The organism is Phytoactinopolyspora halophila, from assembly GCF_003287285.1.
In the GTDB taxonomy this organism is placed as follows: domain Bacteria; phylum Actinomycetota; class Actinomycetes; order Jiangellales; family Jiangellaceae; genus Phytoactinopolyspora_A; species Phytoactinopolyspora_A halophila.
Genome location: NZ_QMIG01000051.1, coordinates 1 through 22,660 on the forward strand (window position 1 = coordinate 1; position 22,660 = coordinate 22,660).

Consider the following 22,660-nt stretch of genomic DNA (forward strand, 5'->3'; position numbering starts at 1 on the left):
TGCTGTCATGCTCAACGCAGTGATCGCTTGGACCGCACATTTGTCAGACATGCCCTAGGCGTCATGGAGCGGTTCATAGGGACCACTGGAAAGACGGAGTACAAGGTCGGCGCAGCGTTTCGAGCCATCGACGTGAGCACCCTTCTCCAGACGCGCCTATACCATCACTTCTTGGCGTCGAAGGACATCGACCTGGAGCAAGTCATCTCATGGTTCTTCGAGGAGTACCTCGTTGAGGAGTTCGGGGCCTCGAACTTCTCATTCACCCCATCAAGCAGCGGGACATCATACCTCCAGAGGGTGAGGCACCTCTTCGCTGAGATGGAAAGCGTCGCAAACCAGTTCACCCTGTTCGTCAAGCACGGCGAGCTCGACCGTGACCTGCTTGCCATGGCGTCCGAGCAGCTTAAGTACAAGGAGATTCCGAGCCTTCTCGACGGCAAGTACGTCTATCCGTCCGAAGGCGAGGAGATTGCTGGCATCCTCCATCTCTTGTTCTCCGACCAGTCGACGCTGAACTACATCAACGAGAACCTGAAGGCGGACAGCGCAGCCAGACTCCTGCTGGAGAACCAAGTCGCATTCGCCGACTTCAATGATTACCAGAAGCCAAGCGTCGACCACCTGATCAAACTGGGAGTTCTTGAGAACACTGGAACACGGGTTCAGCTCGTGAACGTCGAGCAATTCCTAATCCTAAAAGCACTCTTCACCACCCAAGCAGCGAGCTACTATCATCTCTCAGACGCCGGACGCGCCGCGGCGGACGCCATGGTGGCAAAAGGCTGGGCGACGCGCCGTTCCTCGTTGCTGACCGATGCCGAAGGGAAGTACTTCAACTATTTCCTCAATGGGGTGGACTTCAGCAACGGCCCCGAGTTGCGGAACAAGTACCTCCACGGATCGCAAGCCAACGATGACGGCGAGGATGCGCACTTCCACACCTACATCACCGCGCTGCGACTGACCGTGGCGCTGGTCATCAAGATAAATGACGACTTTTGTCTCTCAGCAAATGAGAAGGCGCGGTCAGAGGATCCTGACCCCTAGGCTATCTTCCCAATCAAGGGGAGGGCCACATAGCAGTCGAGACATTGCAGGCGACCGTGTCGGCGTTCAAGCGTCACGAGAAGTCGCCGTCGCTCGCGTGTTGAGCCTCGATGGCTGATGCCCGCGTGGGCGCGTCATTCCGGCACCCCTCTGTTGTCAACTGGCTCGGAGTGCGAGGGCGTTCCGAGTTTGTCGGGGCGGTTGTAGCGTCGGTGTTGCGGGTCCGGGAAGTGGCTGATCCGAAGTGTCGATGAGCGGGGGAAGGTCGACCGCGCTGGATTTTCGAGACGCCCCGCAGTGCCCTCCCGGATCCGCACCAGCGTCGCCGTTCGCGGCCGCTCGGGCATCGGCGAGGAGCTGGCGGTAGACCGCGTCGGAGATCCTTCGCTTCAGACAGCGCATGGCCTCCATTCGGGTCTTTCCGGCGGCGAGCTTACGTCGGTAGTAGGCGCGGCCGGATGTGTCGAGCCGGATCTGGGTCGTGGCTGCGATGTGCAGCATGTGATTCATCCGCCGGTTGCCGGCGCGCGAGAGCCGGTGGCGGACTTGCTCGCCAGAGGAGGCCTCCAGCGGGGCGGTGCCGGTCCAGGAGGCGAAACCGGTTCCGGTTGGCGAACCTGGTCACGTCACCGACCTCGGCGAGCACACGCGCAGCAACGATCGCACCGACACCGGGAAGCGTGGTCAGTGTTGAGCCACTGGCTTCGACCATCGCGTTGAGGTTCTTGGTCAGCGTCTTGATCTTCTTCTCGACCGCGATCAGGTCGGCGAGTTCGTCAGCGGCGATGCGCCGTCGAGTCTTGCCGACCACGTCCCGCGGCCGCACCGAGGCGAGCATCGCCTTGGCCTGCCCGGCGGTGATGTCCTTCTTCGCTGTTCCCGGGATCAACTCGGCGAGCAGCCGCTGGAGCCGGTTGACGGTCTGCACGCGCTGGCGAGTCAGCTCGTCACGACGATCGATGACCATCCGCAGCGACTTTAACGCCGGGGCCTCGGCTAGGACGCGCAGCTTCTTGGCTCGGACCAGCGGCCACCGCGACTGCGTGAGCGTCGTGAGCATCGGTCTTACGCCCGTGGCCGGGTGTCGAGCAGCCGAACTCGGGCCGCGAGCTTCGCGGGGACGTCGACCACACGGTGGCCATCGGTGAGCAGCCGCTGGGCGAGTGGGCGACCCGCACCGTTGCTTCCCTCCACCGCCCACGTCGTCCGCGACCACCTCGCGGCATAGTCGAGCATGGCCGCGTAGCCAGCCTTGTCGGTGGCGAATCGTCCCGACCCGAGGACCTTCTCGTGCTGGTCGATGACCTCGATGGTTGCCGAAAGTTTGTGGGGGTCGACCCCGACGATGATCTGCTGCATCAACGCTCCTCGCGCATCCAGAACGAATGGGACGGCGAGGCGGGCACTGCTACTGCGAGCCGGGCACGCCCCTCTTGAGCCACACCACGCCACGGCACCCGGCGGGCCGCAAGCCGAAATAGAGCCATACCCGCGAACGAGTGGGCAGCCGCAAAGCGAGCGTCCCGCCGAGCACCTGGACCGAGTCTGGCCAGACAGCGGTCCTATGGGAAATCGTCTAGTAGCCGCAGGAGTTCGCGCCCCATCCCGATGAGGGCGCGCCTCGTCCGGCGATTCGCGTCGCACGAGCGATCACCCCGGTTCGTACTGGTCCGCTACGGCGCTGACACCGAGCCCGAGCTGGAGGCAGGGCTGTGACTCTCTCGCTACTGCTCCAGTAGAGCGGCGAGGTCATCGGGGCCGAATCCGGCGTCGAGGAGCACCTGGCGATCGTCTTCGGTGATCCAGTTCCACAGTTGGGCGTTGACCGCGACCTCGCGTTCCCGCGGCTGCGGTGGGTCGAAGCCGGCAAGTGGGGCGTCGTCGGGGTGATGGAACAGGAACCGGCGGGCGCTGTTCACCGCGCACGAGTTGCTGTAGAGCGCCGTGGCGGTGACCCCCGGCCAGCGAATGTCACGTCTCCGGGTCGTGAGTTCCGGCGGCACGGCCGATGGCTGGTACATGGCCAGCGAGTGGCGGCGGGTCAGCGGCGCGTGGATGACCGTCGCATTCTCGATCCCCGTCCCCATGCCCATCCGCGTCGATTCTTCGTTCGGGACGACGTAGACAGGGTGGTCGGACGTCGCGAGCGCCTTGCGCTCGTATACGGTCAGAAGCCACGTACGGTCGAGGAGGGATTGTGTCGCCCGAGGCAGCAGGCGGGCGAGATGCTGCATGTGATGCTCCGCCCTGGCCTCCGCGCGAATCGGGTCCCTAAAGAGTTCCACCCACTCCCGGTTGACTGTGTCGTCGTCTATGGGCTCTCCCGCCGCAATGAGCACATCTCGTAGCTTCCTCCGCCCGCCGACGATCACTTCCAGCAGGAGGGCGTGGGATGCCAACTCACTCATCGAATCACGAACGCTGGTCCCGCGCAGGAGTTGCAACGCGATCCAGGCAGCCATGCTCTCCCGGTGCTCGTCGGGGAGCGGCCATACCCCTGCCGCTACTTCACGCCATGCCGTAGCCGCGTGCGCTTCCACGAGCGAGAGCGCTTGCTCAGCTGCGTCGCTCGGTCGGCCCTTGTCGTCGATCACGGTGTAGTAGCCGGTCTGGACGGACGCGTCACCGATGCTCTGCGGGAAGGTGCGGTCGCCGGGAAGCATAACGGTCGTGACCCGTTCGTTGTCGTTAGCGAAGTAGCGCAGATAAAACTTCGACACGACGTGGTGCCGTCTCGCTTGCTCTGGCACTGTGCTCGCCTCGTCCCTACGTGTCCATCCCGGCGGAGTCAGGCTAGCTTCTCTTACCGACAGTACCGTGGGGCCACCAAGTCAGTGTGTCGATCATGTCCATATCATCTTGGAGCCAACCTGGAGACACGTACATGGCCGTGCCGAGGACGTACCAGGCAGGCGTCCGACTCTGCGTGATCCGTACGTCGCCGACGAGCGTCTTTCCGCCGCAATAGCACCGGACCTGGCTCAGACGCAACGGCCACGACCACCTACGGACCACACTCGGTGAACTGCTCGACGCCGTGATCACGTTCGCCGACCCTGCACTCGCACAAGCCGTCGACGGCCAGGCGTGGGAGCCCATCAGTCGACAGTGGCAGTAGCCAGACGAGCCAACTCCCCGGGCACGGGCACCCACACACCGAAGATCGTTTAGTCCGCAGACGGTCCGCAAGATGCTCGCAAAAACCCACCGTTGACTACCGGTGGGTAACAATGAACACGAGGGTCAGCAGCATGTCGATCTCTTCTGTTCCAGCTCAGAGAGCCACTGGTTCGCTCTGTCAAGGCGAAGGCCGCTGGTTCAAGTCCCGCCAGGACCGCCAATATCATGGCAGGGTCACGGCCGATTTGGCCGTGACCCGTTTCTGTATCTGAGTGTTGCTTAGTCTCATCCATATCCGCCACACATGGCGACTAGCACGCCGCACTCGCGGTGGTTCGGCTGGTCGAGAAGACGCGCCGTTGAGGTGTTTCTATGCCAGCCAGTCTTCGTCAGGACGCGTGGCGGCGTCGGGTCGGTTCAGCCACGTCGACAGGGCCGTCACGGTGGCCTCGGTGCGGCTAGCGCTGCCGCGGGGGAACCGGCGTGGACTGACCAGCAGCAGTGGCGCCAGCCGATCTCCCGTCGTGTAAGCCTGCATCAACAGTGGGCGAAAGTCCTTGATGTTCTCGGTCACGATCCTCCGGCGCTGTCCGGCCGTCCACCGGAACAGCTCAGCGTCCGTTTGAGCACGAAGCTCGACATCATCGACCACGGCGAGCACATCATGACCGTCTGCACGCAAACGTTCAGCGATGTCGGCGGCGTAGTGCTCATCCAGCAGCAGCCACGCACTCACGCCAGCAGCCGCCGTTGCGCCTGCCACGCCGCATACGCGTCCTCAGCGGCGCGCTCGTTCTCCGCTACCTGGGCGTCGATCTCATCCGGATACGCGCCGTAGTAATCCAACGCGGTCTTCACCTGCGCAACCGACAGGCTCATTTCCTCCGCGGTCGCCGCCACCGCCGCTTCACCCCGAGCCGAGGACAGCCGCAGCGCCGCCACCACTTCCCACACATCCGGACCGCCCACCAGCGCAGCACGCCGACCCGTCGGCCCGTCACGGAACACGATGCCCGGATGCTCCTGTGCCCGCAGGCCCTCGTCAATGAGGCGTTGCGCCAGCCCCGACGGGCTTGTCTCCTGCGCCGACGCCCGCCGTCGGAGCCGTTCCAGCAGCATCTCATCGAATCTAATCGACATCGGACTACTTCCCATACGCTACAGTGTAATACAGTCCGTCTGTATCAGCCCGCTACCAGGCTGGTCACGGCGCAGAATGGGCACGCGCGGGCTAGGGCGTGTTTACGAAGGCACGTCGAGGCCGACCTGACAGCTGACGTGGTCGTCGTCACTCTTCATGACCGTATCCGGGTCCGTAGCCCTCAAACCGGCGTAGTCGCCGGTTGAGGTAGCGCTGCTCCGGCAGGCTGCTCGTCAGCTGCGCGGCCCGGCGGTAATGGTGGGCCGCCGCGTCCACATCACCGTTCAGTTCCAGCAGATGGGCACGTACCGCGTACAGCCGGTGATGCCGCTGCATCGCGGGATCGGCCGTCAGCGGATCGAGCATCGCCAGGCCGGCCCCCGGATCGTGGGCCATCGCCACGGCGACGGCATGGTTGAGCGTCACGGTCGGAGATGGGGCGACACGGCTCAGCATGTCGTAGAGAATGCCGATCTGCATCCAGTCGGTCGCCTCGAAGGTGGGCGCCTCCGCGTGGACCGCCGCGATCGCTGCCTGAAGCTGATACCGGCCCACGTGTCCTCGCGGGAGCGTCTGTTCCAACAGCGCAACGCCTTCGGACATCAGGTCACGTCGCCACAGCGAGCGGTCCTGTTCGCTGAGCGGCACCAGATCACCAGAGGCGTCAATCCGCGCAGGCGACCGCGCGTGCGTCAGCAACATCAGGGCGAGCGCGCCAGTCACCTCGTGATGGTCGGCCAGCGCAACGTGGAGCTGCCGGGTGAGCCGGATCGCCTCCTCGGCGAGATCGACGTCGAACAGGCTCTCACCCGAGGTACGCGTGTAACCTTCGGTGAACACCAGGTGGCATACGTCCAGTACAGCGGCGACGCGTGCTGGCAACTCGTCGTCCGACGGCATCGTGAACTGTGCACCCGCATCACGCAGCGCCCCTCGGGCCCGGCTGAGGCGCTGGGTCATCGTGCGGGCGGGCACCAGGTACGCCCCTGCGATCTGCTCGACCGCCAGGCCCGCGACCGCCCGCAGGCTGAGCGCCACCTGTGACGGTCTGCTCAGCGCGGGGTGACAGCACAGGACGAGCAGGCGGAGCGTGTCATCGGCCTCGACACCGGCCGTTTCGTCCGCTCCGGGCGCGACGTCGACATCGCCCGGCTGCCGTTCTGCCTCTAGCGCCTCACGGCGGGCGCGGGCCGCGTTGGCACGGACCCCGTCGATCAAGCGCCGCGACGCGACACGGATCAGCCACGCCCTCGGATCGGCGGGCACCCCATCGGTGGGCCACTGTGCAGTCGCGGCAGCAGCAGCGTCCTGGGCCGCATCCTCACAGTCGCCCAGGTCGCCGTGCCTGCGTAGGAGCGCAACGAGGACGTGTGGCGCCTCCCGACGCCACACGTCTTCGAGGATCCGGTGCATCACAGGTCCGCCACGCACCGCTACTGGTCGTCGCCACCCGGCCACATCGTCGGCCTCAACTCCACTGTCTCGCCAGGACCAGCGAACTTCGCGACGATCTCTTCCGCACGAGCCTGACTTGCGACGTCGATGAGGAAGAACCCGGCAAGGTGCTCCTTGGCCTCCGAGTACGGGCCGTCGCTGGCCAGTGGAGAGCCGTCGTGCCAGCGATAGAGCCGTGCGGCCCCGGGCTCAGCTAGCGCCTCGCCGCTGATCAGCTCGCCATTTTGCTGCATTTCGGACATCACCTGTTCGAAGTCGGCGTCGAGCCGTTTCCGCACGTCCTCGGGCAACTCCTGGTAGGCGGCAAGGTAGTCGCCGGTCGGATGCCCCCACGGCTGTGGATTGGAGTGGATCAGGATCACGTACTTCATCGAGACCACCTCGTTCGCGCGCGACGGCCTTTCCGTCGCTCGTCTGGGACGTCGACGCCGACCCGCTGATGTCGACATGATGTCTGCCGTCTGTCGCAGGCACGAACACGTTTCTCCGACCGCACGCCGGCTCAGGTCGTCAGGCGCTGGCGGTGATGACCTGGCGCAGCGTGGCGGCGAAAGCGTCGGGCTGGCCCGTTATGCCGTACTCGCCGCCTAGGAATCCGGCGTGGTCGCCAGGGAAGGCGACCGGTGTCGTCCCGAGCCGCTCGGCCACGGCTACGGCGGCGCGATGGGCCATCTGGCCCTCCGATTCCGTTCCGGCAGCGACGATGATGCGAGTCGATGCCGCGCGCAAGGCGTCGACATCGTGCTGATAGTGAGTACACGACACGATGTTCTGCCCGACGACGGGGTCGTTCCGGGAGCCGTCGTCCTCGGTCGGCAGCCCGAAATCGGCAGGATTCGGGGCGGGCTGTTCGGCGAAATCGGCCTCGAACAGTCCCTGGCGGTTGACCAGCGTGATGAACTTGGCCATGGCCGGGCCCAGGCCACTGCGCTGGTACGTCTCGTGGATATCCCGGCATGCGGCCAGCGCGTGCTCGCGATCCGGGAGCATCTGGGCGACGGGTGGCTCGTGAGCAACGAGCGTGCGCACCTGCTCCGGGTGGCGAGCCACCAGAGCCAGCGCGTTCACCGCGCCACCGCTGCTGGCGAAGATGTCCACGGGCCCGGCGTCCAATGCCGAGATCAGCCGGTACAGGTCGTCCGCATGTTCGTCGGGTGTGGACCCCGAGGCGTCATCGGTACGTTGGCTGCGCTCCGCCCCACGGGGGTCGTAGGTGACCACGGTGCGATCGGCGAAATGCCCGGCGAGCGTGCCGAATCCGGACGCGCCCATCGGCGAACCGATCAACAGTAGGACGGGTGCGGTGCTGGAATCGTTGCGGCGGACGTCGTAGTGCAGCACGGCGCCGGGCACATCCAGAGTGTGCGTCTGCAGTTCGGTCATGATGTCTCCCAGGAGAGGGTTGTCGAAAACTCGTTATGTTGACTCGCCGCAACGGCAATACTCATCGACCGGTTCCACCCGTTCAGCGCGTGCGTAGCATCAGCGTAGTCCGCCTGATACTTCACCTCAGGCACACTGCCCGGAAGGCTCCAGCTTGGCCAACATCCGGGAGCTCACTCCGATCCGGATGCGCAACGACGGCGTACCGGCTGGCCCGGAACACCTCGGAACGCCTATGCGGCGAAATTCTTTCTGAACAAACGTAATTTTACACTTGAATTTACATTCTAGGCCTTTCCAGGCCGAACGAGTCCTGTTTCAATGTGGTCTAGACCATCCTATCTCCGAGGATTGGACCGGGCACATGAAACACAGCATCACGCGCCGACTGGCCGTCGCGGCGGCCAGCACACTCACCGCGACGCTGCTCACGCCGGCAGGACTCGCTGCCGCCGAGGAGTTCAGCACAGTCATCGAGGCCACCGACGACGCACGGTTCACCGCGAGCGACAACTGGGGAACCTCGTCGTGGTCCAGTCAGAGCTACAGTGACGAGTACTACTTTGCCGACCCGGACACCTCGGCCAGCGATCCCGCCTGGTACTCGGCCGACATTCCGGAGAGCGGCACCTACCGGGTCGAGGCCTGGTATCCGGCCAACTCCGGCTACAACGACTCCACGCCGTACGTGATCGCCACGGCCAACGGAAACCAGTCGGTGCACGTGAACCAGCGCACCAACGGCGGCCAGTGGGTCAACCTCGGCGTCCACACCTTCGATGCCGGCGAGCAGAACGTCGTCGCCGTGAGCCGCTGGACGTCAGGCAGCGGCTACGTGATCGCCGACGCGATCCGGATCAGCGAAGCCGACGCCGACGAAGGTGGTGAGTGGTCGCTGCCAGTACCGGACGACTTCTTCCCGCGCTCCGAGTACGAGCGCACGCACCACGACTACCCGGCCATCGATCTGCGCACACCGACCGGCACGTCCGCACGCGCGGTCCGCGCCGGCACCGTGACGAGGATCAATGACAGCAGCTGCGGCCGCGGCATCAGCCTGTCCGGCACCGACGGCGCCACCTACAACTACTGCCATCTGTCGAGCTGGTCGGTGTCAAGCGGGGACAGCGTGACACCCGGCCAGCAGATCGGCCTGACCGGCAACACCGGACACTCGTCGGGTCCACATCTGCACCTCCAGATCCGCACGCCCGACGGCGCGCTCCGGTGTCCGCAGAACCTGCTGCTGGCGATCTACGACGGTGTCACGCCACCGGACGCCGACCAGTTGCCCACCAGCGGCTGCAGCCACTGAGCGTCCTGGCCTAGCCGGACGCCGGCCTGATGTGGTGGTGGAGTTCCTGGCCGACACGACCCTCGACAATGTCAGGAACTCCACCACCATTCATTGTCTGGGCGCCATCACGCGTGCAGCGCCCAGATGGACACGAGAGATTCCTAGACGGATGGTGGGTCTTGTCCAGGGCACGGAGCTCCGACGCCGACATCGATCTCCTGCGGCTGGCCATCGTCGACCTGGACACGAATCGAATAGCATCCCGGCTCTCGGACGACATAGCCTCCGGCGAAGGCGAGCCAGCCGTCCGCGGGCGGGCATTCAGCTCGGACCGATGTCGCCGGTCGCGATGGCGTGTGTCCCCAGCGGAGACGCACGTCATCCACGTGATCCGATGGAATTGAAAGTTCCACCTCATGTCCACCTCTGAGCACGAGTCCACGCTTGGCGTAGTACCACTGCTCATCGATGTCATCCAGCTCGCTCAGGTCGTCAGTCTCGGTGAGTTGTGTGGCCTGAAGCGCGGGCTCGTTCGTCGACGGCAGCGCCACCCCACTGTCGACGACGTGGTATTCGTCCGGATCGGGCCGATCGCCTCCAATATTGTCACTGCACTCGATCAGTGCAGGCTCGGTCGCCCCGATTCGCTGCTCATCAGTGCTCTCAGGCGACGGCGCTCCCTCTTCGGGCGCCGTGTCACGACTCGAACCATCCGAACAGGCAACGGCCAGCACGCAGGCCGCCAAGGTGGCCACCAGGACCTTCTGATCCGCGATAGCAATCAACCGCATCTGTCACCAATCACTACGCACAAATACCGTGCTGTCTCACGGCACTTCGACACCGACGCATGCGAGAACTCCCGAATATCGCCGATTTCGCGCACGCCTGGCCATCGAAGTGCGACCAACGACGGGTGGACGGCCGCGCATCGTGCCACGTCAGAGCAGCGTGGCCGCGTCGCGTATCCATCGTTCCTGCTCCGGGGTCTCGACAGCGTCCGGGCGGTAGTGCTCACGCGTCCAGGCGACTGCCTCCTCCGGCGAAATCCCCGCGATCACGGCCAGGACCGACATGCCCATCCCCGTCCGTCCGACGCCCCCGAGGCACGCGACTTCGACCCGTTCATCACGAGCGCGCTCGTGTGCCTCGTGCAAGGCCGACAATGCGTCGCTCGTCGATGCCGGTATGCCGAAGTCGGGACACCGCACCCAGCGATACTCCCATCCTTGATCGCCCGGGTCCCGTTCGAGCAGATAGACGGCGAAGTCTGGCGCATCGATGTCGCCACGAGGGTGACCCAGGCCTGTCCCCCGGATGCGGCGACCGTCGGGGAGCTCGACCATTCCCGGCTCGTCGTTCCACGCACTCACCCGAATCACGCTAACGCACACCCGCGGCCCCCATCCCTCCGCTGATCATGAACACCTATGCACTCCTAGAACGCGCGTAGTGTTCATGATCAGCGGAGCGTTGGGGGCCGTGACGTAATCGTTACGCCCATATCCCCGCTCGGACCTTGCAGAACGGGATGCTAAACGTTTTCAATCTGGATCCGGGATTCGGGCACAGCGCTCGGACCACCGCGCTTTGAAAAGGAGCTCACCATGGCCAGAAGTAATGCTCGACGTAGCGCCGTGGCGACCGGTTGTGTCCTCGGGCTGTCTTTCTTCCTCGCATCGTGCGGAGATGACGGCGGAGGTGACGACAGCGACAACACGGACGCCGCCGGCGATGTCGACTGTTCGGAGTTCGAACAGTACACGGAGGAGTACGGTGACCTGGAAGGCACCGAGGTCACGATCTACAGCACGATCACCCCTCCGGAGGATGAGCCGCACATCGAGTCGTATGTCCCGTTCGAAGAATGCACCGGCGTGGACGTTGTCTACGAGCACTCCGACGAGTTCGAGGCGCAGCTGCAGGTGCGGATCAATGGCGGCAACCCGCCGGACATCGCCTACGTGCCGCAGCCGGGCCTGCTCGAGACGATCGTCCAGGACACCGGCGCCCCCGTGCCCGCTCCGGAGGGCGTCGAGGAGAACGTCGACGAATTCTTCTCGGAGGACTGGAAAGAGTACGGCACGATCGACGGCACGTTCTACGCAGCACCGTTGGGATCCAACGTGAAGTCGTTCGTCTGGTACTCGCCCACCACCTTCGAGGCGAACGGGTACGAGGTTCCAGAGACGTGGGACGATCTGATCGCCCTGTCCGATCAGATCGTCGACGACGGCGGGGTGCCCTGGTGTCAGGGAATCGCCTCCGGCGACGCCACCGGCTGGCCGGCCACGGACTTCATCGAGGACATCCTCCTGCGCACCGCCGGGCCGGAGGTGTACGACCAGTGGTATCAGCACGAGATTCCGTTCAACGATCCGCAGGTCGTTGACGCCGTCGATCAGGCCGGCGAGATTCTGAAGAATCCGGACTACGTCAACGGCGGCTTCGGCGACGTCTCCAGCATCGCGACGACCGACGTCAACCAGGCCGGACTTCCCATCCTCGAGGAGCAGTGCTACCTGCACCGCGCCGCGTCGTTCTACGCGCCCAACTGGCCGGAGGACGCCGAGATCGCCGAGGACGGCGACGTCTACGCCTTCTACCTGCCCGCCATCGAAGAAGAATTCGGAGATCCGGTGCTGGGTGCGGGCGAGTTCACCGTGGCGTTCGACGACCGGCCAGAGGTCCAGGCCTTCCAGGAGTACGTCTCGAGCGCCGAGTGGGCAAACGACAAGGCCGAGCTCGGCGGCTGGGTCAGTGCGAACACCGGCGTCGAGCTCGACAACTACCAGGATCCGATCAGCCGCCTGTCCGCCGAACTACTCCAGGACGACGACGCGGTCTTCCGCTTCGACGCTTCGGATCTGATGCCGGGTGACGTCGGGGCCGGATCCTTCTGGACCGGCATGGTCGACTGGATCACCGGCGCCGAGACGGAGGAAGTGCTCACCCAGATCGAAGAAACCTGGCCCGAGGAGTAAACCCTTCCAGCTGGACCCTCGGTTTGACCGCACATGTGCCTCGGGGCCGGTCTCGCATGAGCCCGGTCCCGAGGCCGGCACACAGGTGGAATCATGGATACCGCTGAGAAGCTCATTCAGATGGTGCTCGCCATCGCCCTGTTCGCCGGGGCCATGGGGCTGATCTTGATGCTCGTGGGTCGTGTCCGGCGCCGTGCTGACATCGTCCAGGCATTCGCGTTCATCGTTCCCGCGATCCTTCTACTCGCCATCGGGCTGATCTATCCCGCCCTGCGCACGGCGTACCAGTCATTCTTCGATCGCACGACGGAGGCGTTCGTCGGCCTGGCGAACTATCAGGCGATGTTCGAGCGCGACGATCTCTTGATAGTGCTGCGGAACACGCTGTTCTGGGTTCTCGTGGCACCGGTGACGGCGACGGTCATCGGGCTCATCTACGCCGTGCTGGTGGACCGTACCCGGTTCGAAGCCTTCGCGAAGGCACTCATCTTCATGCCCATGGCGATTTCGCTGGTCGGAGCCTCCGTGATTTGGAAGTTCGTCTACGCGCACCGGCCAGACCAGCAGGGCATCGAACAGATCGGAGTGCTCAACCAGATCCTCGTGTGGCTCGGATTCGAACCACAGCAGTTCATGTTGAACGCTCCGCTGAACACCTTCCTCCTCATCGCCATCCTCATCTGGGTGCAGGCCGGGTTCGCCATGACCGTCCTGTCGGCAGCGATCAAGGCCATCCCCCAGGACATCGTGGAAGCCGGCCGCCTGGACGGCCTCTACGGGGTGAAGATGTTCCGCTACGTTACCGTGCCCAGCATCCGCCCGGCCCTCATCGTCGTACTGACCACAATCTCGATCGCCACGCTCAAGGTCTTCGACATCGTCCGCACCATGACCGGCGGTCAGTTCGAAACCAGCATCGTCGCGAACGAGTTCTACACGCAGAGCCTCGTCCGCGGGAACTACGGCCTGGGCGCCGCACTGGCGATGGTGCTGTTCGTCATGGTGATCCCGATCGTCATCTACAACGTCCGACAGATGCGAAAGGCGGACATCCGATGAGCGCCGTGCAATCGACGCCGGAAACACGGGAAGGTTGGGACGGCACGGAGACCGTCTCGCCGTCGGCGCGGGCGCGCAAGCGACTCAGCTCGCCCGGAGCCTCGACGGCAGCCATCATCATCGCTGTGCTCTGGACGCTTCCGACGTTCGGGCTGTTCCTGTCGTCGTTTCGACCGGAAGAGGAGATCAAGAATAACGGGTGGTGGAACTGGTTCACCGACCCGCAGCTCACTCTCGAGAATTACCGGGAGGTGCTGTTCGGCAGCAGGACCGAGTTGTCGACGTATGTCATCAACTCGGTCGCCATCACCGTGCCGTCGGTGGTGATCCCGGTCTCGCTCGCGCTGCTGGCGGCTTACGCGTTCGCGTGGATGAAGTTCCCCTTCCGGGACACCCTGTTCGTCGCGGTCTTCGCGCTGCAGATCGTGCCGATCCAGATTGCTCTCGTTCCACTGCTGCAGATCTTCGTCGACGTCGGGCTCAACGGGACCTTCTGGCCGCTGTGGATCGCGCATTCGACCTTCGCGCTCCCTCTAGCCGTCTATCTCCTGCACAACTTCATGCGAGACATACCCGTTGAGCTGATCGAGGCCGCGCGTGTCGATGGGGCCGGGCACGTGAAGATCTTCGGAACGATCATGCTTCCCTTGATCATGCCCGCGATCGCCGCGTTCTGCGTGTTCCAGTTCTTGTGGGTGTGGAACGATCTGCTGGTCGCGTTGACGTTCGCGGGCAGCACCTCGGATGTCGCGCCGCTCACTGCTCGCATCGCCGAGCTCGTCGGCACCCGCGGCACCGAATGGCACCTGCTCTCGGCTGGTGCGTTCGTCGCCATGATCATTCCGGTGCTCGTGTTCCTCACGCTGCAGCGCTTCTTCGTGCGCGGCCTGCTGGCCGGTAGTGTCAAGGGGTGATGTGGCACGTCCGCACGGGGCCGGGGCGCCAACGATGACGGGAATCGTGGAGGTGGCCGCACGGGCAGGAGTCTCGGTGGCAACCGTGTCACGCGCGTTGCGTGGTCTTCCCGGCGTGGCCGCGAAGACCAGGAAGTCCGTCGAAGAGGCCGCCGCAGAGCTGGGCTACGTAGCATCGCCCAGCGCGGCGGCCTTGCCGACGGGCCGGACAGGTGCGGTCGCCGTGGTATCGCCGGTCGCGCGTGGGTGGTACTTCACGGCCGTCTGCGAGGGCGCACAGGACGTCCTCACTGCCAACGGTTACGACCTGTTGCGCTATGAGCTGTCCGACGTGGAAACGGATCGGCGACGGGTATTCGACACGCAGCTCCTGCGCAAACGGGTCGACGCGATCGTCATCGCCAGCCTGCGGCTCACCAACGACGAGGTCGAAGCCCTATATGCGATGAACCGCCCGGTCATGGCCGTCGGGCCGATCGTTCCCGGCATGCCGTGCGTCCGGATCGACGACGTCGAGGTCGGGCGGGTGGCAACGGAACATCTCGTCCAGCTCGGACATCGCGACATCGCCTTCGCCGGCGGCGATCCCGACGACACGCTCGGCTTTCCCGTCTCCCCGGAACGCCGCAGCGGGTACGTGGAGGCGTTGCACGCTGCGGGGATCGAACCGGATCCGGCCATGACCGTACCGGCGAAGTTCACGGTCGAAGCCGGCGTCGAGGCATACGCCGAGCTTCGATCCCGAGGGGTCAACCCGACCGCCGTCTTCGCGGTGTCCGACGAGGTCGCCATGGGCATCATGTACGAGGCCCGGCGGCATGGCGTGCGGATACCCGAGGACCTCTCCGTCGTCGGGGTCGACGACCACGACATGTCGTGGCTGTTCGGCCTGACCACGGTGGCTCAAGACGTGCGCGAGGAAGGCCGGATCGCCGCTTCCACCCTGATCGAGCGGCTGCGCTCGGGCATCGATCGGGAGACGTCGGTGACGACGGTGCCGGCAACGCTGGTCGTCCGCTCCAGCACCCGCCGGTTGGAGCCGTGAAACCGATCCTTCCACGACGTCTCGCACGCCTCGGCGAGGTCGGCAACCAACGCCTCTCTTCACTCAGGTGGCCGAGCGTACCCAGCCGTCGGCCTCCCAGCGCTCGGCATCGCCCGGCCGCCGGTCGTTGAACACCATCCCGCGCCAGTCGATCACGGAGACCGCGTCCACGTAGACGCCCCGTCCCCGCGACGTGGCATCGGCCGTGTAGTTCCAGCGCAGATCCGTCGTTCCGACCGGTAGTTTCGCCTCGGCACGCAGCCACTGCCGTCCCTGGAAACCGGAGAAGGAGCCGTCCGTCGACCAGCGGTGGTCAGCCGCTTTCAGGTCGAACGGCACGGCATCCCAGCTCTCGCCGCCATCCGTGGATGCCTCCAGGTGTCCGGCGTCCGTGGCGTCCTCGGTGTCGTACCAGAGCCGGAACGACAGCCGCGCCGCCCAGCCAGCCCGACGCGCGAAGGGCACGTCGAGCGTGTGGGTCGCGCCGTCCCGGTGGTCGGTGAACCACGCGTCGTCTCCGGTGGCCGGGTGCACCGGCACGGCCAGGCCCAGTTCTTCGGTCACCGCACGCCGGGCGGGGTTGTTGCCGCCCCAGGCCCGGGTGGGGTGCACCCGGTTGGTCAGCACGATGGCGAACGAATCCGACAACGGGTCGATGACGAGCGACGTCCCGGTGAATCCCGTGTGCCCGAACGTCACCGGCGACGCGAGCGGCCCCATGTACCAGTGCTTGTTCAGCTCGAAGCCGAGGCCGCGCCGCGAGGCCGGTTCCGGCGCGATTCCCGCGTTCTGGTTGGTGATCGCCTGCCGCACCGAGTCCTCGGACAGGATCCGGGCGTCGCCATATTGCCCTCCGTTCAGCAGGGTCTGAGCGAAGATCGCGAGGTCGGCGGCGGTGGAGAACAGGCCGGCATGCCCGGCTACCCCGCCGAGTGACCACGCGTTCTCGTCGTGCACCTCGCCCCACACCATGCCGCGGTCGAGTGCGGGCTGGTGCTCCGTGGCCGCGATCCGTTCGCGCAACGATTCCGGCGGGTTGTACATGGTGTCGGTCATGCCCAGTGGCTCGGTGATGCGCTCGGCCACGAGCTCGTCCAGCGTCCGGCCCGTCACCCGTTCAGCGATCTTACCCAGCGTGATCAGACCCAGATCGGAGTAGAGGTACTGCGCGCCGGGTTCGGCATCCGGCTGGAGCGTCGACTCGTAGACGGCTTCGATCCGCTCCTCCGGCGTCGGATACGACGAGTGCAGCGGCAGCCACGCGCGCATGCCCGACGTGTGCGTCAGCAGCTGCCGGACCGTGATCTCGTCCTTGCCGTTCTGGCCGAACTCGGGGATGTAGGTGGTCACCGGCGCATCCAGATCCACGGCGCCGTCCTCCACCAGTTGCAGCACCACGACCGTGCAGAACAGCTTCGACACCGACGCGAGGTCGACGATCGTGTCCTCGCGCATCGGTATCCGTTCCGTTTCGGGGAGCTCGATGCCGATCACGTCGCCGTCCTCGGTGCGGGTGCCGCTGTAGCGTACGGCGTCGCCGACGGCCGCATGTTCGACGATCACCCCGTCTTTCGCCGCGAGCACGACGGCCCCGGCATACATGGGGTGCTCCGGAGTCTCCGGCGTGGTGCCGAGGTAGCCGGCCAGCCGCGGAGCGATCTGCTCGATCCGCTCGGGGAGAAGTCCCACGTCCTCGGGCGATCCCTTGCGGAGCACGCGTTCGGGCGTGAACCGGATGTCGTCCGGCGTGACGGTCGGCGGTCCGGCCCGGTGCCCGGGCTGGCTGTCGCGGTGCCCGGACGGGCCGTCCGCCCGGGCCGGCAGGCCGGCCACGAGGCCCAGCGCCAGGGCACCGACGGCGACGAGCGACAGGCTTGCGCGTCGCATGAATATCTCCTCTCGCCGATCGCTCATCCGCCCTGCCCGCGCCGGCGCCACCGGTGATAGATCAGGTGGACGGAGCTCACACCTTCTGACGACGATGAGCTCGACGAGCCGGAGGACGACGACGCGGTACCGGGCACAACGAGCGCGATGGTTGCCAGTAGACCGAAGGTGGCGGCTATGACGGTGACACGACGGCGAGCGTGCCGGGCCGGACGTCCGGATACAGGGGACATGCGCTGCCTCCCGGGTCGTGGGGAACGGCAAGACCGCAGTCGGGGTGTGGAACGACAGGCGATGTGTTGTAAATCGGCGATATTTGACTGATAGTGATGGAAACTTACCTACCTTGACTAACAATGGTCAATCATTGATTTCGCACGAACACGAGGCGCGAGCCGCCACGAACTCCAGGAAGCCGTGTCGCTGTGTGATCCACAGGGCCGGCATACGACACTAGGAAGCATGAAGGGCAACCAGGCCCAACAACACAAGGGCAGGCTCGGTCGCTTCGCCGGCGCCGTCACCGGACGGGTCGTGGAGACGATCGACCCGGACACCGTCATCGATCACGTCGACATCGACCGGCTTCTCGAACGCGTCGACGTCAACGAACTCCTGGACCGGGTGGACATCGACGCCCTCCTCGAACGCGTCGACATCGACGTTCTCCTCGACCGGGTCGATGTCAACAGACTGCTGGACCGGGTCGACATCGACCGGCTCGCCGATCGCGTCGACGTGAACCGTTTCCTGGCCCGAGTGGACGTCGACGCCGTACTCGAGAACGTCGATCTCGAGGCGGCGATCCGCCGCGCCGGCGTGCCGGAGATCGTCGCCGAGAGCACCGGACGGGTCGCAGGTTCTGCTCTCGACCTCGCCCGACGCCAGATCGTCGGGTTGGATGTCGTCGTCGATCGCGTGCTCAACCGCATCCTCCGCCGCGACCCCGCGCAACAGCCTCTCGGCCCACCCAAACTCGTGGCGGAGCGGCTGCCATGACGGTCACACCACGGCTCCGGGTCACCGGGCACTATGCTGGCGTCATCAGCCGCGCGGCGAGCGCCGTGCTCGACGTCGTGATCGTCCTCGTTTCGTACACCGCGATCGCAGCCGGCATCGACATGCTGGCCAGAGCCATCACCGGCGAATCGCTCCTCGGGGAACTATCCGGACCGGCACCGCTGCTCGCGCTTGCCGTGTGGGCGTTCCTCTACACCGCCACCGGCCTCACCATCGCCGGTCGTACCCCTGGCAAGGGCATCGTCGGCCTCCGGGTCGTCGCCGCCGACGGATCGACCCTCTCCGGCCGCCGGGCCTTGTGGCGCACGCTCGCCCTCCCGGTGAGCGCGCTTCCCGCCGGCCTCGGTTTCCTCGGCATCCTGGTCCAGCGTGAACACCGGGCACTGCACGACCTGATCACCAACACCGCCGTCGTCTACGACTGGGGTGATCGGGTCGCCGAGCTGCCCGGACCGCTGTCGGCATTTCTCGCCCGCTCCGCCGGCGCCGAGTACACGGCGCGCCCACCCTCGACAGAACAACGATGAACGACGACGTGTCCTGGCCAGCACCACCGTGGATCGGCCCGTTTTGAACGAGCCAGATCGGGAAGCGACTGCCCAGGACTACCTCTGACGGCATGCCGTGGACGCGTCGTGACCGCACCGGGCGGGCCGATCACGCAGCATCGTCACGTACGCTGGTCGCGTGCAGGAGCCAGGCCGAGGGCGCATCCGTGCAGCACGGGGCCTCACGATGTCGGCTGCCTGCTTGCTGATACCGACGGCGGCACACATGGCCGCCGGAGGCAGCGCACCACTGGATCCGGCGTTTTTCGTCGCGTGCGGGTTACTCGCCATCGCCTGTGTTTCCCTCGCGGATCGGCGCCGCGGTCCCGTCGAGATCGGTGCCGTCATGCTGCTGTCGCAGCCCGGCCTTCACGCGTTACTGGCCATGGCCGGTCACGGCCACGGCGACGCCACCGCCGGCGGCATGGCGATGGTCCTCGCTCATGTCGTCGCAGCAGCAATCTTGACCGTCTTGCTGTCGGGCGGCGAATCGGCGCTGTGGGCCCTGGCGTCGCTATCTGCCACGATCATGCTTACTCACCTGCATAAGCTCCGCGAATCCCGGCCCGTACGCGCCGTGACCAGGTGGGTTCCGGTATCGTCGGATACTGTCCGGATCTCGTGCGCTGCGTTCGTCGGCGACACGGTTCCACGCCGCGGTCCACCACTCGAGATCGGTCGCTGACACACCGACGGCAGATCCGCTGCCCCTCACCGGTGTCCGTCGGCAGGAAACAACCACAAGACGACACAGCTCCTGTGTCGCTTCTCTACGCGCCTCACCACGACGCGCCACAGGATGAACGACACGACCGATCAGGATGAAAAATGACCACTTCGCCAGAGGAACCACCACGTGGGCGCCCCCTTCTCGGCGCCGTCACCGCGCTCGGGACAGCCATCGCACTCGCGGTGGCGACCGCACCGCCAGCCATGGCGCACAACGTACTCATCGAGACCGCCCCCGTGGAGGGGACCACGCTCGAGACCCAACCCGAGACCGTCGAACTCGTCTTCGACGATTACGTCCAAGACCAGGACGATTTCACCCAGGTCGCGGTTCTCGACGGGAACGAGAACGCGTATCAGGTCGGTGAACCACGCGTGGAGGACAACACCGTCACCCAAGACGTCGAGGACCTCCCGGACGGTGACTACACGGTCTCGTACCGTGTGGTGTCCGCCGACGGCCATCCCGTCGACGGAACGTTCGACTTCACGATGAACACCGGCCTGGCCCCAGAGGACACGAACGAGCCTGCACAAGCCGGCGAGGACTCCGGGGAAGGGACCAACGACGGTGTCAACGGCACCGTCCTCGGCGGTCTCGTACTCTTCGTCGCCCTCGCCCTACTCGCCCTCCTCACCGCCCGCAACCGGCGGCGACTGAAGGACACGACCAACCAGCACGCCGGCGACTCCGACGACGACCCAGCCCGATGACTCTCACGACACGAACCTCCGCTCCGCCACCCACCACCCGTCAGTGGGGCGTGGCCGCCGTCGTCGCCGCGCTGCTCACGCTCGTGATCGCTCTTCTTATCGGCGGTGGGGCCACGGCAGGCGTGATACCCGGACTCGAAGATCCGGGCCAAGTGACCCAATGGGGCCTGCCGATCGCCAAGACCGTCATGCATGGGGCACTGGCCGTGACCATCGGCCTGTTCGGGCTCGCCGTCGTGTTGCCCCCAGAACGCGGCCAGCTCGGGCGCGATGCACTCCGATCCCTCCGGGCGGCGTCGTGGAGCGCGCTGGTCTTGGCCGTGGCGGCGGCAACGGTACACCTGCTGACCCTGTCCGACCTGATCGGGCGGCCCCTGCTTGAGGCGTTGGGAGGTGAGGGCTTTCGTTCCTACACCTCCAGCGTTGCCCAGGGCCAGGCCTACGCCGCCATCGTCGTGCTGGCGGTGACGATGATCCCGGCCGCCCGGCTGACTCTCGGCCACGGCGGCAGCATCGCACTGTTCTGTCTGGGGCTCGCCACACTCGTACCACTCGGTCTCATCGGGCACTCCTCCAGCGGTGACTACCACCACTCGGCCACGGCGTCGATCCTCATCCACCTCGTCGCGATCGCCATCTGGGTCGGCGGGCTCGCCGCGCTGGTCTGGTACGCCGCACAACGGGGGCGCGAACTTCCCCGCGTCGTGCGTGCCTATTCGCCGGTGGCACTTGGATGCTTCGTTCTCGTTGCCGCAAGCGGGGTACTGAACGCCTGGGTACGCATGAGCTCGCTGACCGAACTGATCACGACGTCATACGGCTGGCTGCTACTTGGCAAGATCGCCGCGCTCACGGTGCTGGGATACTTCGGGCATACCCACCGCAGCCGGACAATCCAGGAACTCGATGCCGGTCAGCGAACGCAGTTCCGCCGGGTGGCGGCCAACGAGGTCGTCGTCATGGCCGCCACCGTCGGCCTGGCTGTCGCACTGGCCCGAACCGAACCTCCGGTACCCGAAGACGCCGGTGCCGTCTCTCCGGTGCGGGAGCTGATCGGATTTCCGATTCCACCCGAGTTCACCGGCGTACGCCTGCTGACCGAAACCTATCCCGATGCGTTCTTCGCGATCGGCTGCCTCTCCGCAGTACTGCTGTATCTGGGTGGTGTGTATCGGCTGCGCAAGCGGGGCGACCACTGGCCCGTCGGACGTACGATCGCGTGGCTGTCCGGCGTGGGAACGGTAGCGCTCGTCCAGCTGTCCGGGATGATGACCTACAGCATGACGCTGCTGTCGGTCCACATGATCCAGCACATGACGTTGATGATGATCTGCCCGGTGTTGCTGGTCCTGGGTGGGCCGATCACACTAGCGCTGCGCGCCATCAAGCCAGCACGCCGCGGTGAGACCGGACCCCGTGAGCTGATCAACGCCGCGGTACGCAGCCGGGCTTGCCGCGTCGTCACGCACCCCGTCGTCGCCTTCTCCCTGTTCGTCTCGGGGTCGTTCGCGGTGTACTTCACCGATCTGTTCGAGACCGCGATGCGCAACCACACCGGGCACATCTTGATGAGCCTGCACTTCCTGATCACGGGCTACATCTTCTTCGAGATGCTGATCGGCGTCGATCCGCTCCCCAAGCGGCCCCCGTTCCCCGCGCGCGTGGTGTTGCAGCTGCTCGCCATGGCCTTGCACGCGTTCTTCGGGCTCGCCCTCATGGAGTCGTCGAGACTCATTGCCGGCTCGTACTACCGGGAAATCGCCACTGAGATGACATGGCTGCCCCCTCCGCTGGATGACCAGATCCTCGCCGGCCAGATCGCCTGGAGCTTCGGCGAGCTGCCCGCGCTGCTCGTCATCGGCATCATCTTCGTCCAGTGGTTCCGCTCGGACGAACGGGCGGCGCGCCGCTTCGACCGGCGGGAAGGCAGCGTCGAGGCGGAGCGTACGGCGTACAACGCCTACCTCGCGAAACTCAATGAGCGTGCCCGGCACACCGACCCCTGACCCCCATTCCGCTGATCATGAACACTAGCCGACCTATGGGCGGGCTCAAGTGTTCATGATCAGCGGTGCGGGGGCGGGGGTGTCGATTTCGAACAGCGCGCGCTCGTACGTTAGACTCGTAGCGCTTTCCCGGGACAGGTAGCTCAGTTGGTAGAGCGTCCGCCTGAAAAGCGGAAGGTCGGCGGATCGATGCCGCCCCTGTCCACCACATGACCAGCGTCGATACCGGCGCTGGTCTTCCTTCATGGGTCTTCGGATCTCAGCGGGGAGGCCATCCTTCGGGGTGGCCTTCTTTGTGTGTGCGTGGC

At 65.5% G+C, this 22,660-nt stretch carries 20 protein-coding genes, 1 tRNA gene and 1 pseudogene; 12 read left to right on the plus strand and 10 right to left on the minus strand.

All coding sequences use genetic code 11. From position 1 onward, the window contains the following. Positions 1-63: 63 nt before the first annotated feature. Positions 64-1,050: an exonuclease V gene (locus tag DPM12_RS22325; RefSeq protein ID WP_123788584.1), complete on the plus strand. Its 987-nt coding sequence runs from the start codon at positions 64-66 to the stop codon at positions 1,048-1,050. Positions 1,051-1,206: 156 nt separating this feature from the next. On the opposite strand, the pseudogene DPM12_RS24595 reads toward DPM12_RS22325, so the two are convergent. The 7 genes and pseudogenes from DPM12_RS24595 to DPM12_RS22360 form a co-directional block, all read right to left on the minus strand. After that, a pseudogene (locus tag DPM12_RS24595) lies at positions 1,207-2,409 on the minus strand (IS110 family RNA-guided transposase). A 365-nt stretch (positions 2,410-2,774) separates the two neighbouring features. Next, complete coding sequence (locus tag DPM12_RS22335) at positions 2,775-3,770, minus strand: DUF4238 domain-containing protein (protein ID WP_158543013.1); 996 nt, start codon at positions 3,768-3,770, stop codon at positions 2,775-2,777. A gap of 770 nt (positions 3,771-4,540) precedes the next feature. Further along, positions 4,541-4,906 carry a DUF5615 family PIN-like protein gene (locus DPM12_RS22340; protein WP_164465315.1) on the minus strand — a complete coding sequence of 122 codons (366 nt, stop codon included), beginning with the start codon at positions 4,904-4,906 and terminating at the stop codon, positions 4,541-4,543. After that, positions 4,903-5,310 (minus strand): hypothetical protein, encoded by a 408-nt coding sequence (locus DPM12_RS22345; RefSeq protein WP_211659253.1) that lies wholly within the window; start codon positions 5,308-5,310, stop codon positions 4,903-4,905. The genes DPM12_RS22340 and DPM12_RS22345 overlap by 4 nt, the downstream gene beginning before the upstream one ends. A 148-nt stretch (positions 5,311-5,458) precedes the next feature. Further along, a complete protein-coding gene (locus tag DPM12_RS22350) occupies positions 5,459-6,724 on the minus strand; it encodes an RNA polymerase sigma factor (RefSeq protein ID WP_112260559.1) in 1,266 nt (421 codons plus the stop codon). Between the two features lie 20 nt (positions 6,725-6,744). Beyond that, complete coding sequence (locus DPM12_RS22355; RefSeq protein WP_112260560.1) at positions 6,745-7,137, minus strand: YciI family protein; 393 nt, start codon at positions 7,135-7,137, stop codon at positions 6,745-6,747. A 139-nt stretch (positions 7,138-7,276) separates the two neighbouring features. Then, positions 7,277-8,149, minus strand: coding sequence for an alpha/beta fold hydrolase (locus DPM12_RS22360; protein WP_112260561.1), 873 nt, complete (start codon positions 8,147-8,149; stop codon positions 7,277-7,279). Positions 8,150-8,513: 364 nt separating this feature from the next. On the opposite strand from DPM12_RS22360, the gene DPM12_RS22365 reads away from it, so the two are divergent. Further along, positions 8,514-9,464, plus strand: coding sequence for a golvesin C-terminal-like domain-containing protein (locus tag DPM12_RS22365; RefSeq protein ID WP_112260562.1), 951 nt, complete (start codon positions 8,514-8,516; stop codon positions 9,462-9,464). Between the two features lie 143 nt (positions 9,465-9,607). Here DPM12_RS22365 and DPM12_RS22370 read toward each other — a convergent pair whose 3' ends face one another. Then, positions 9,608-10,237, minus strand: a complete 630-nt coding sequence (locus tag DPM12_RS22370) for a hypothetical protein (protein ID WP_112260563.1) — start codon at positions 10,235-10,237, stop codon at positions 9,608-9,610. Between the two features lie 150 nt (positions 10,238-10,387). After that, positions 10,388-10,819: a protein-tyrosine phosphatase family protein gene (locus tag DPM12_RS22375; protein ID WP_245951345.1), complete on the minus strand. Its 432-nt coding sequence runs from the start codon at positions 10,817-10,819 to the stop codon at positions 10,388-10,390. Between the two features lie 234 nt (positions 10,820-11,053). Here DPM12_RS22375 and DPM12_RS22380 point away from each other — a divergent pair, with 234 nt between their 5' ends. The 4 genes from DPM12_RS22380 (at position 11,054) to DPM12_RS22395 (ending at position 15,448) form a co-directional block, all read left to right on the plus strand. Continuing rightward, positions 11,054-12,430, plus strand: a complete 1,377-nt coding sequence (locus tag DPM12_RS22380) for an ABC transporter substrate-binding protein (protein ID WP_112260565.1) — start codon at positions 11,054-11,056, stop codon at positions 12,428-12,430. 93 nt (positions 12,431-12,523) lie between these two features. Beyond that, positions 12,524-13,489 (plus strand): carbohydrate ABC transporter permease, encoded by a 966-nt coding sequence (locus tag DPM12_RS22385; RefSeq protein WP_112260566.1) that lies wholly within the window; start codon positions 12,524-12,526, stop codon positions 13,487-13,489. Then, a complete protein-coding gene (locus DPM12_RS22390; protein WP_112260567.1) occupies positions 13,486-14,403 on the plus strand; it encodes a carbohydrate ABC transporter permease in 918 nt (305 codons plus the stop codon). Before DPM12_RS22385 ends, DPM12_RS22390 begins: the two co-directional genes overlap by 4 nt. 34 nt (positions 14,404-14,437) lie before the next feature. Beyond that, positions 14,438-15,448, plus strand: coding sequence for a LacI family DNA-binding transcriptional regulator (locus DPM12_RS22395; protein ID WP_112260568.1), 1,011 nt, complete (start codon positions 14,438-14,440; stop codon positions 15,446-15,448). A gap of 63 nt (positions 15,449-15,511) precedes the next feature. Here DPM12_RS22395 and DPM12_RS22400 read toward each other — a convergent pair whose 3' ends face one another. Then, positions 15,512-17,335, minus strand: a complete 1,824-nt coding sequence (locus DPM12_RS22400) for a serine hydrolase domain-containing protein (RefSeq protein ID WP_211659255.1) — start codon at positions 17,333-17,335, stop codon at positions 15,512-15,514. Positions 17,336-17,797: 462 nt separating this feature from the next. Here DPM12_RS22400 and DPM12_RS22405 point away from each other — a divergent pair, with 462 nt between their 5' ends. The 6 genes from DPM12_RS22405 (at position 17,798) to DPM12_RS22430 (ending at position 22,560) form a co-directional block, all read left to right on the plus strand. Then, a complete protein-coding gene (locus DPM12_RS22405) occupies positions 17,798-18,334 on the plus strand; it encodes a hypothetical protein (protein WP_112260570.1) in 537 nt (178 codons plus the stop codon). After that, entirely contained in the window at positions 18,331-18,882 is a 552-nt protein-coding gene (locus DPM12_RS22410; RefSeq protein WP_112260571.1) for an RDD family protein, read from the plus strand. The genes DPM12_RS22405 and DPM12_RS22410 overlap by 4 nt, the downstream gene beginning before the upstream one ends. A 160-nt stretch (positions 18,883-19,042) precedes the next feature. Beyond that, entirely contained in the window at positions 19,043-19,588 is a 546-nt protein-coding gene (locus DPM12_RS22415) for a hypothetical protein (protein WP_123788585.1), read from the plus strand. Between the two features lie 143 nt (positions 19,589-19,731). After that, positions 19,732-20,346: a copper resistance CopC family protein gene (locus DPM12_RS22420; protein ID WP_112260573.1), complete on the plus strand. Its 615-nt coding sequence runs from the start codon at positions 19,732-19,734 to the stop codon at positions 20,344-20,346. After that, on the plus strand, positions 20,343-22,352 hold the full coding sequence (locus tag DPM12_RS22425; RefSeq protein ID WP_112260574.1) for a bifunctional copper resistance protein CopD/cytochrome c oxidase assembly protein: 2,010 nt from the start codon (positions 20,343-20,345) through the stop codon (positions 22,350-22,352). Before DPM12_RS22420 ends, DPM12_RS22425 begins: the two co-directional genes overlap by 4 nt. A gap of 132 nt (positions 22,353-22,484) precedes the next feature. Beyond that, a tRNA-Phe gene (locus DPM12_RS22430) sits at positions 22,485-22,560 on the plus strand. The last annotated feature ends 100 nt before the right edge of the window (positions 22,561-22,660 follow it).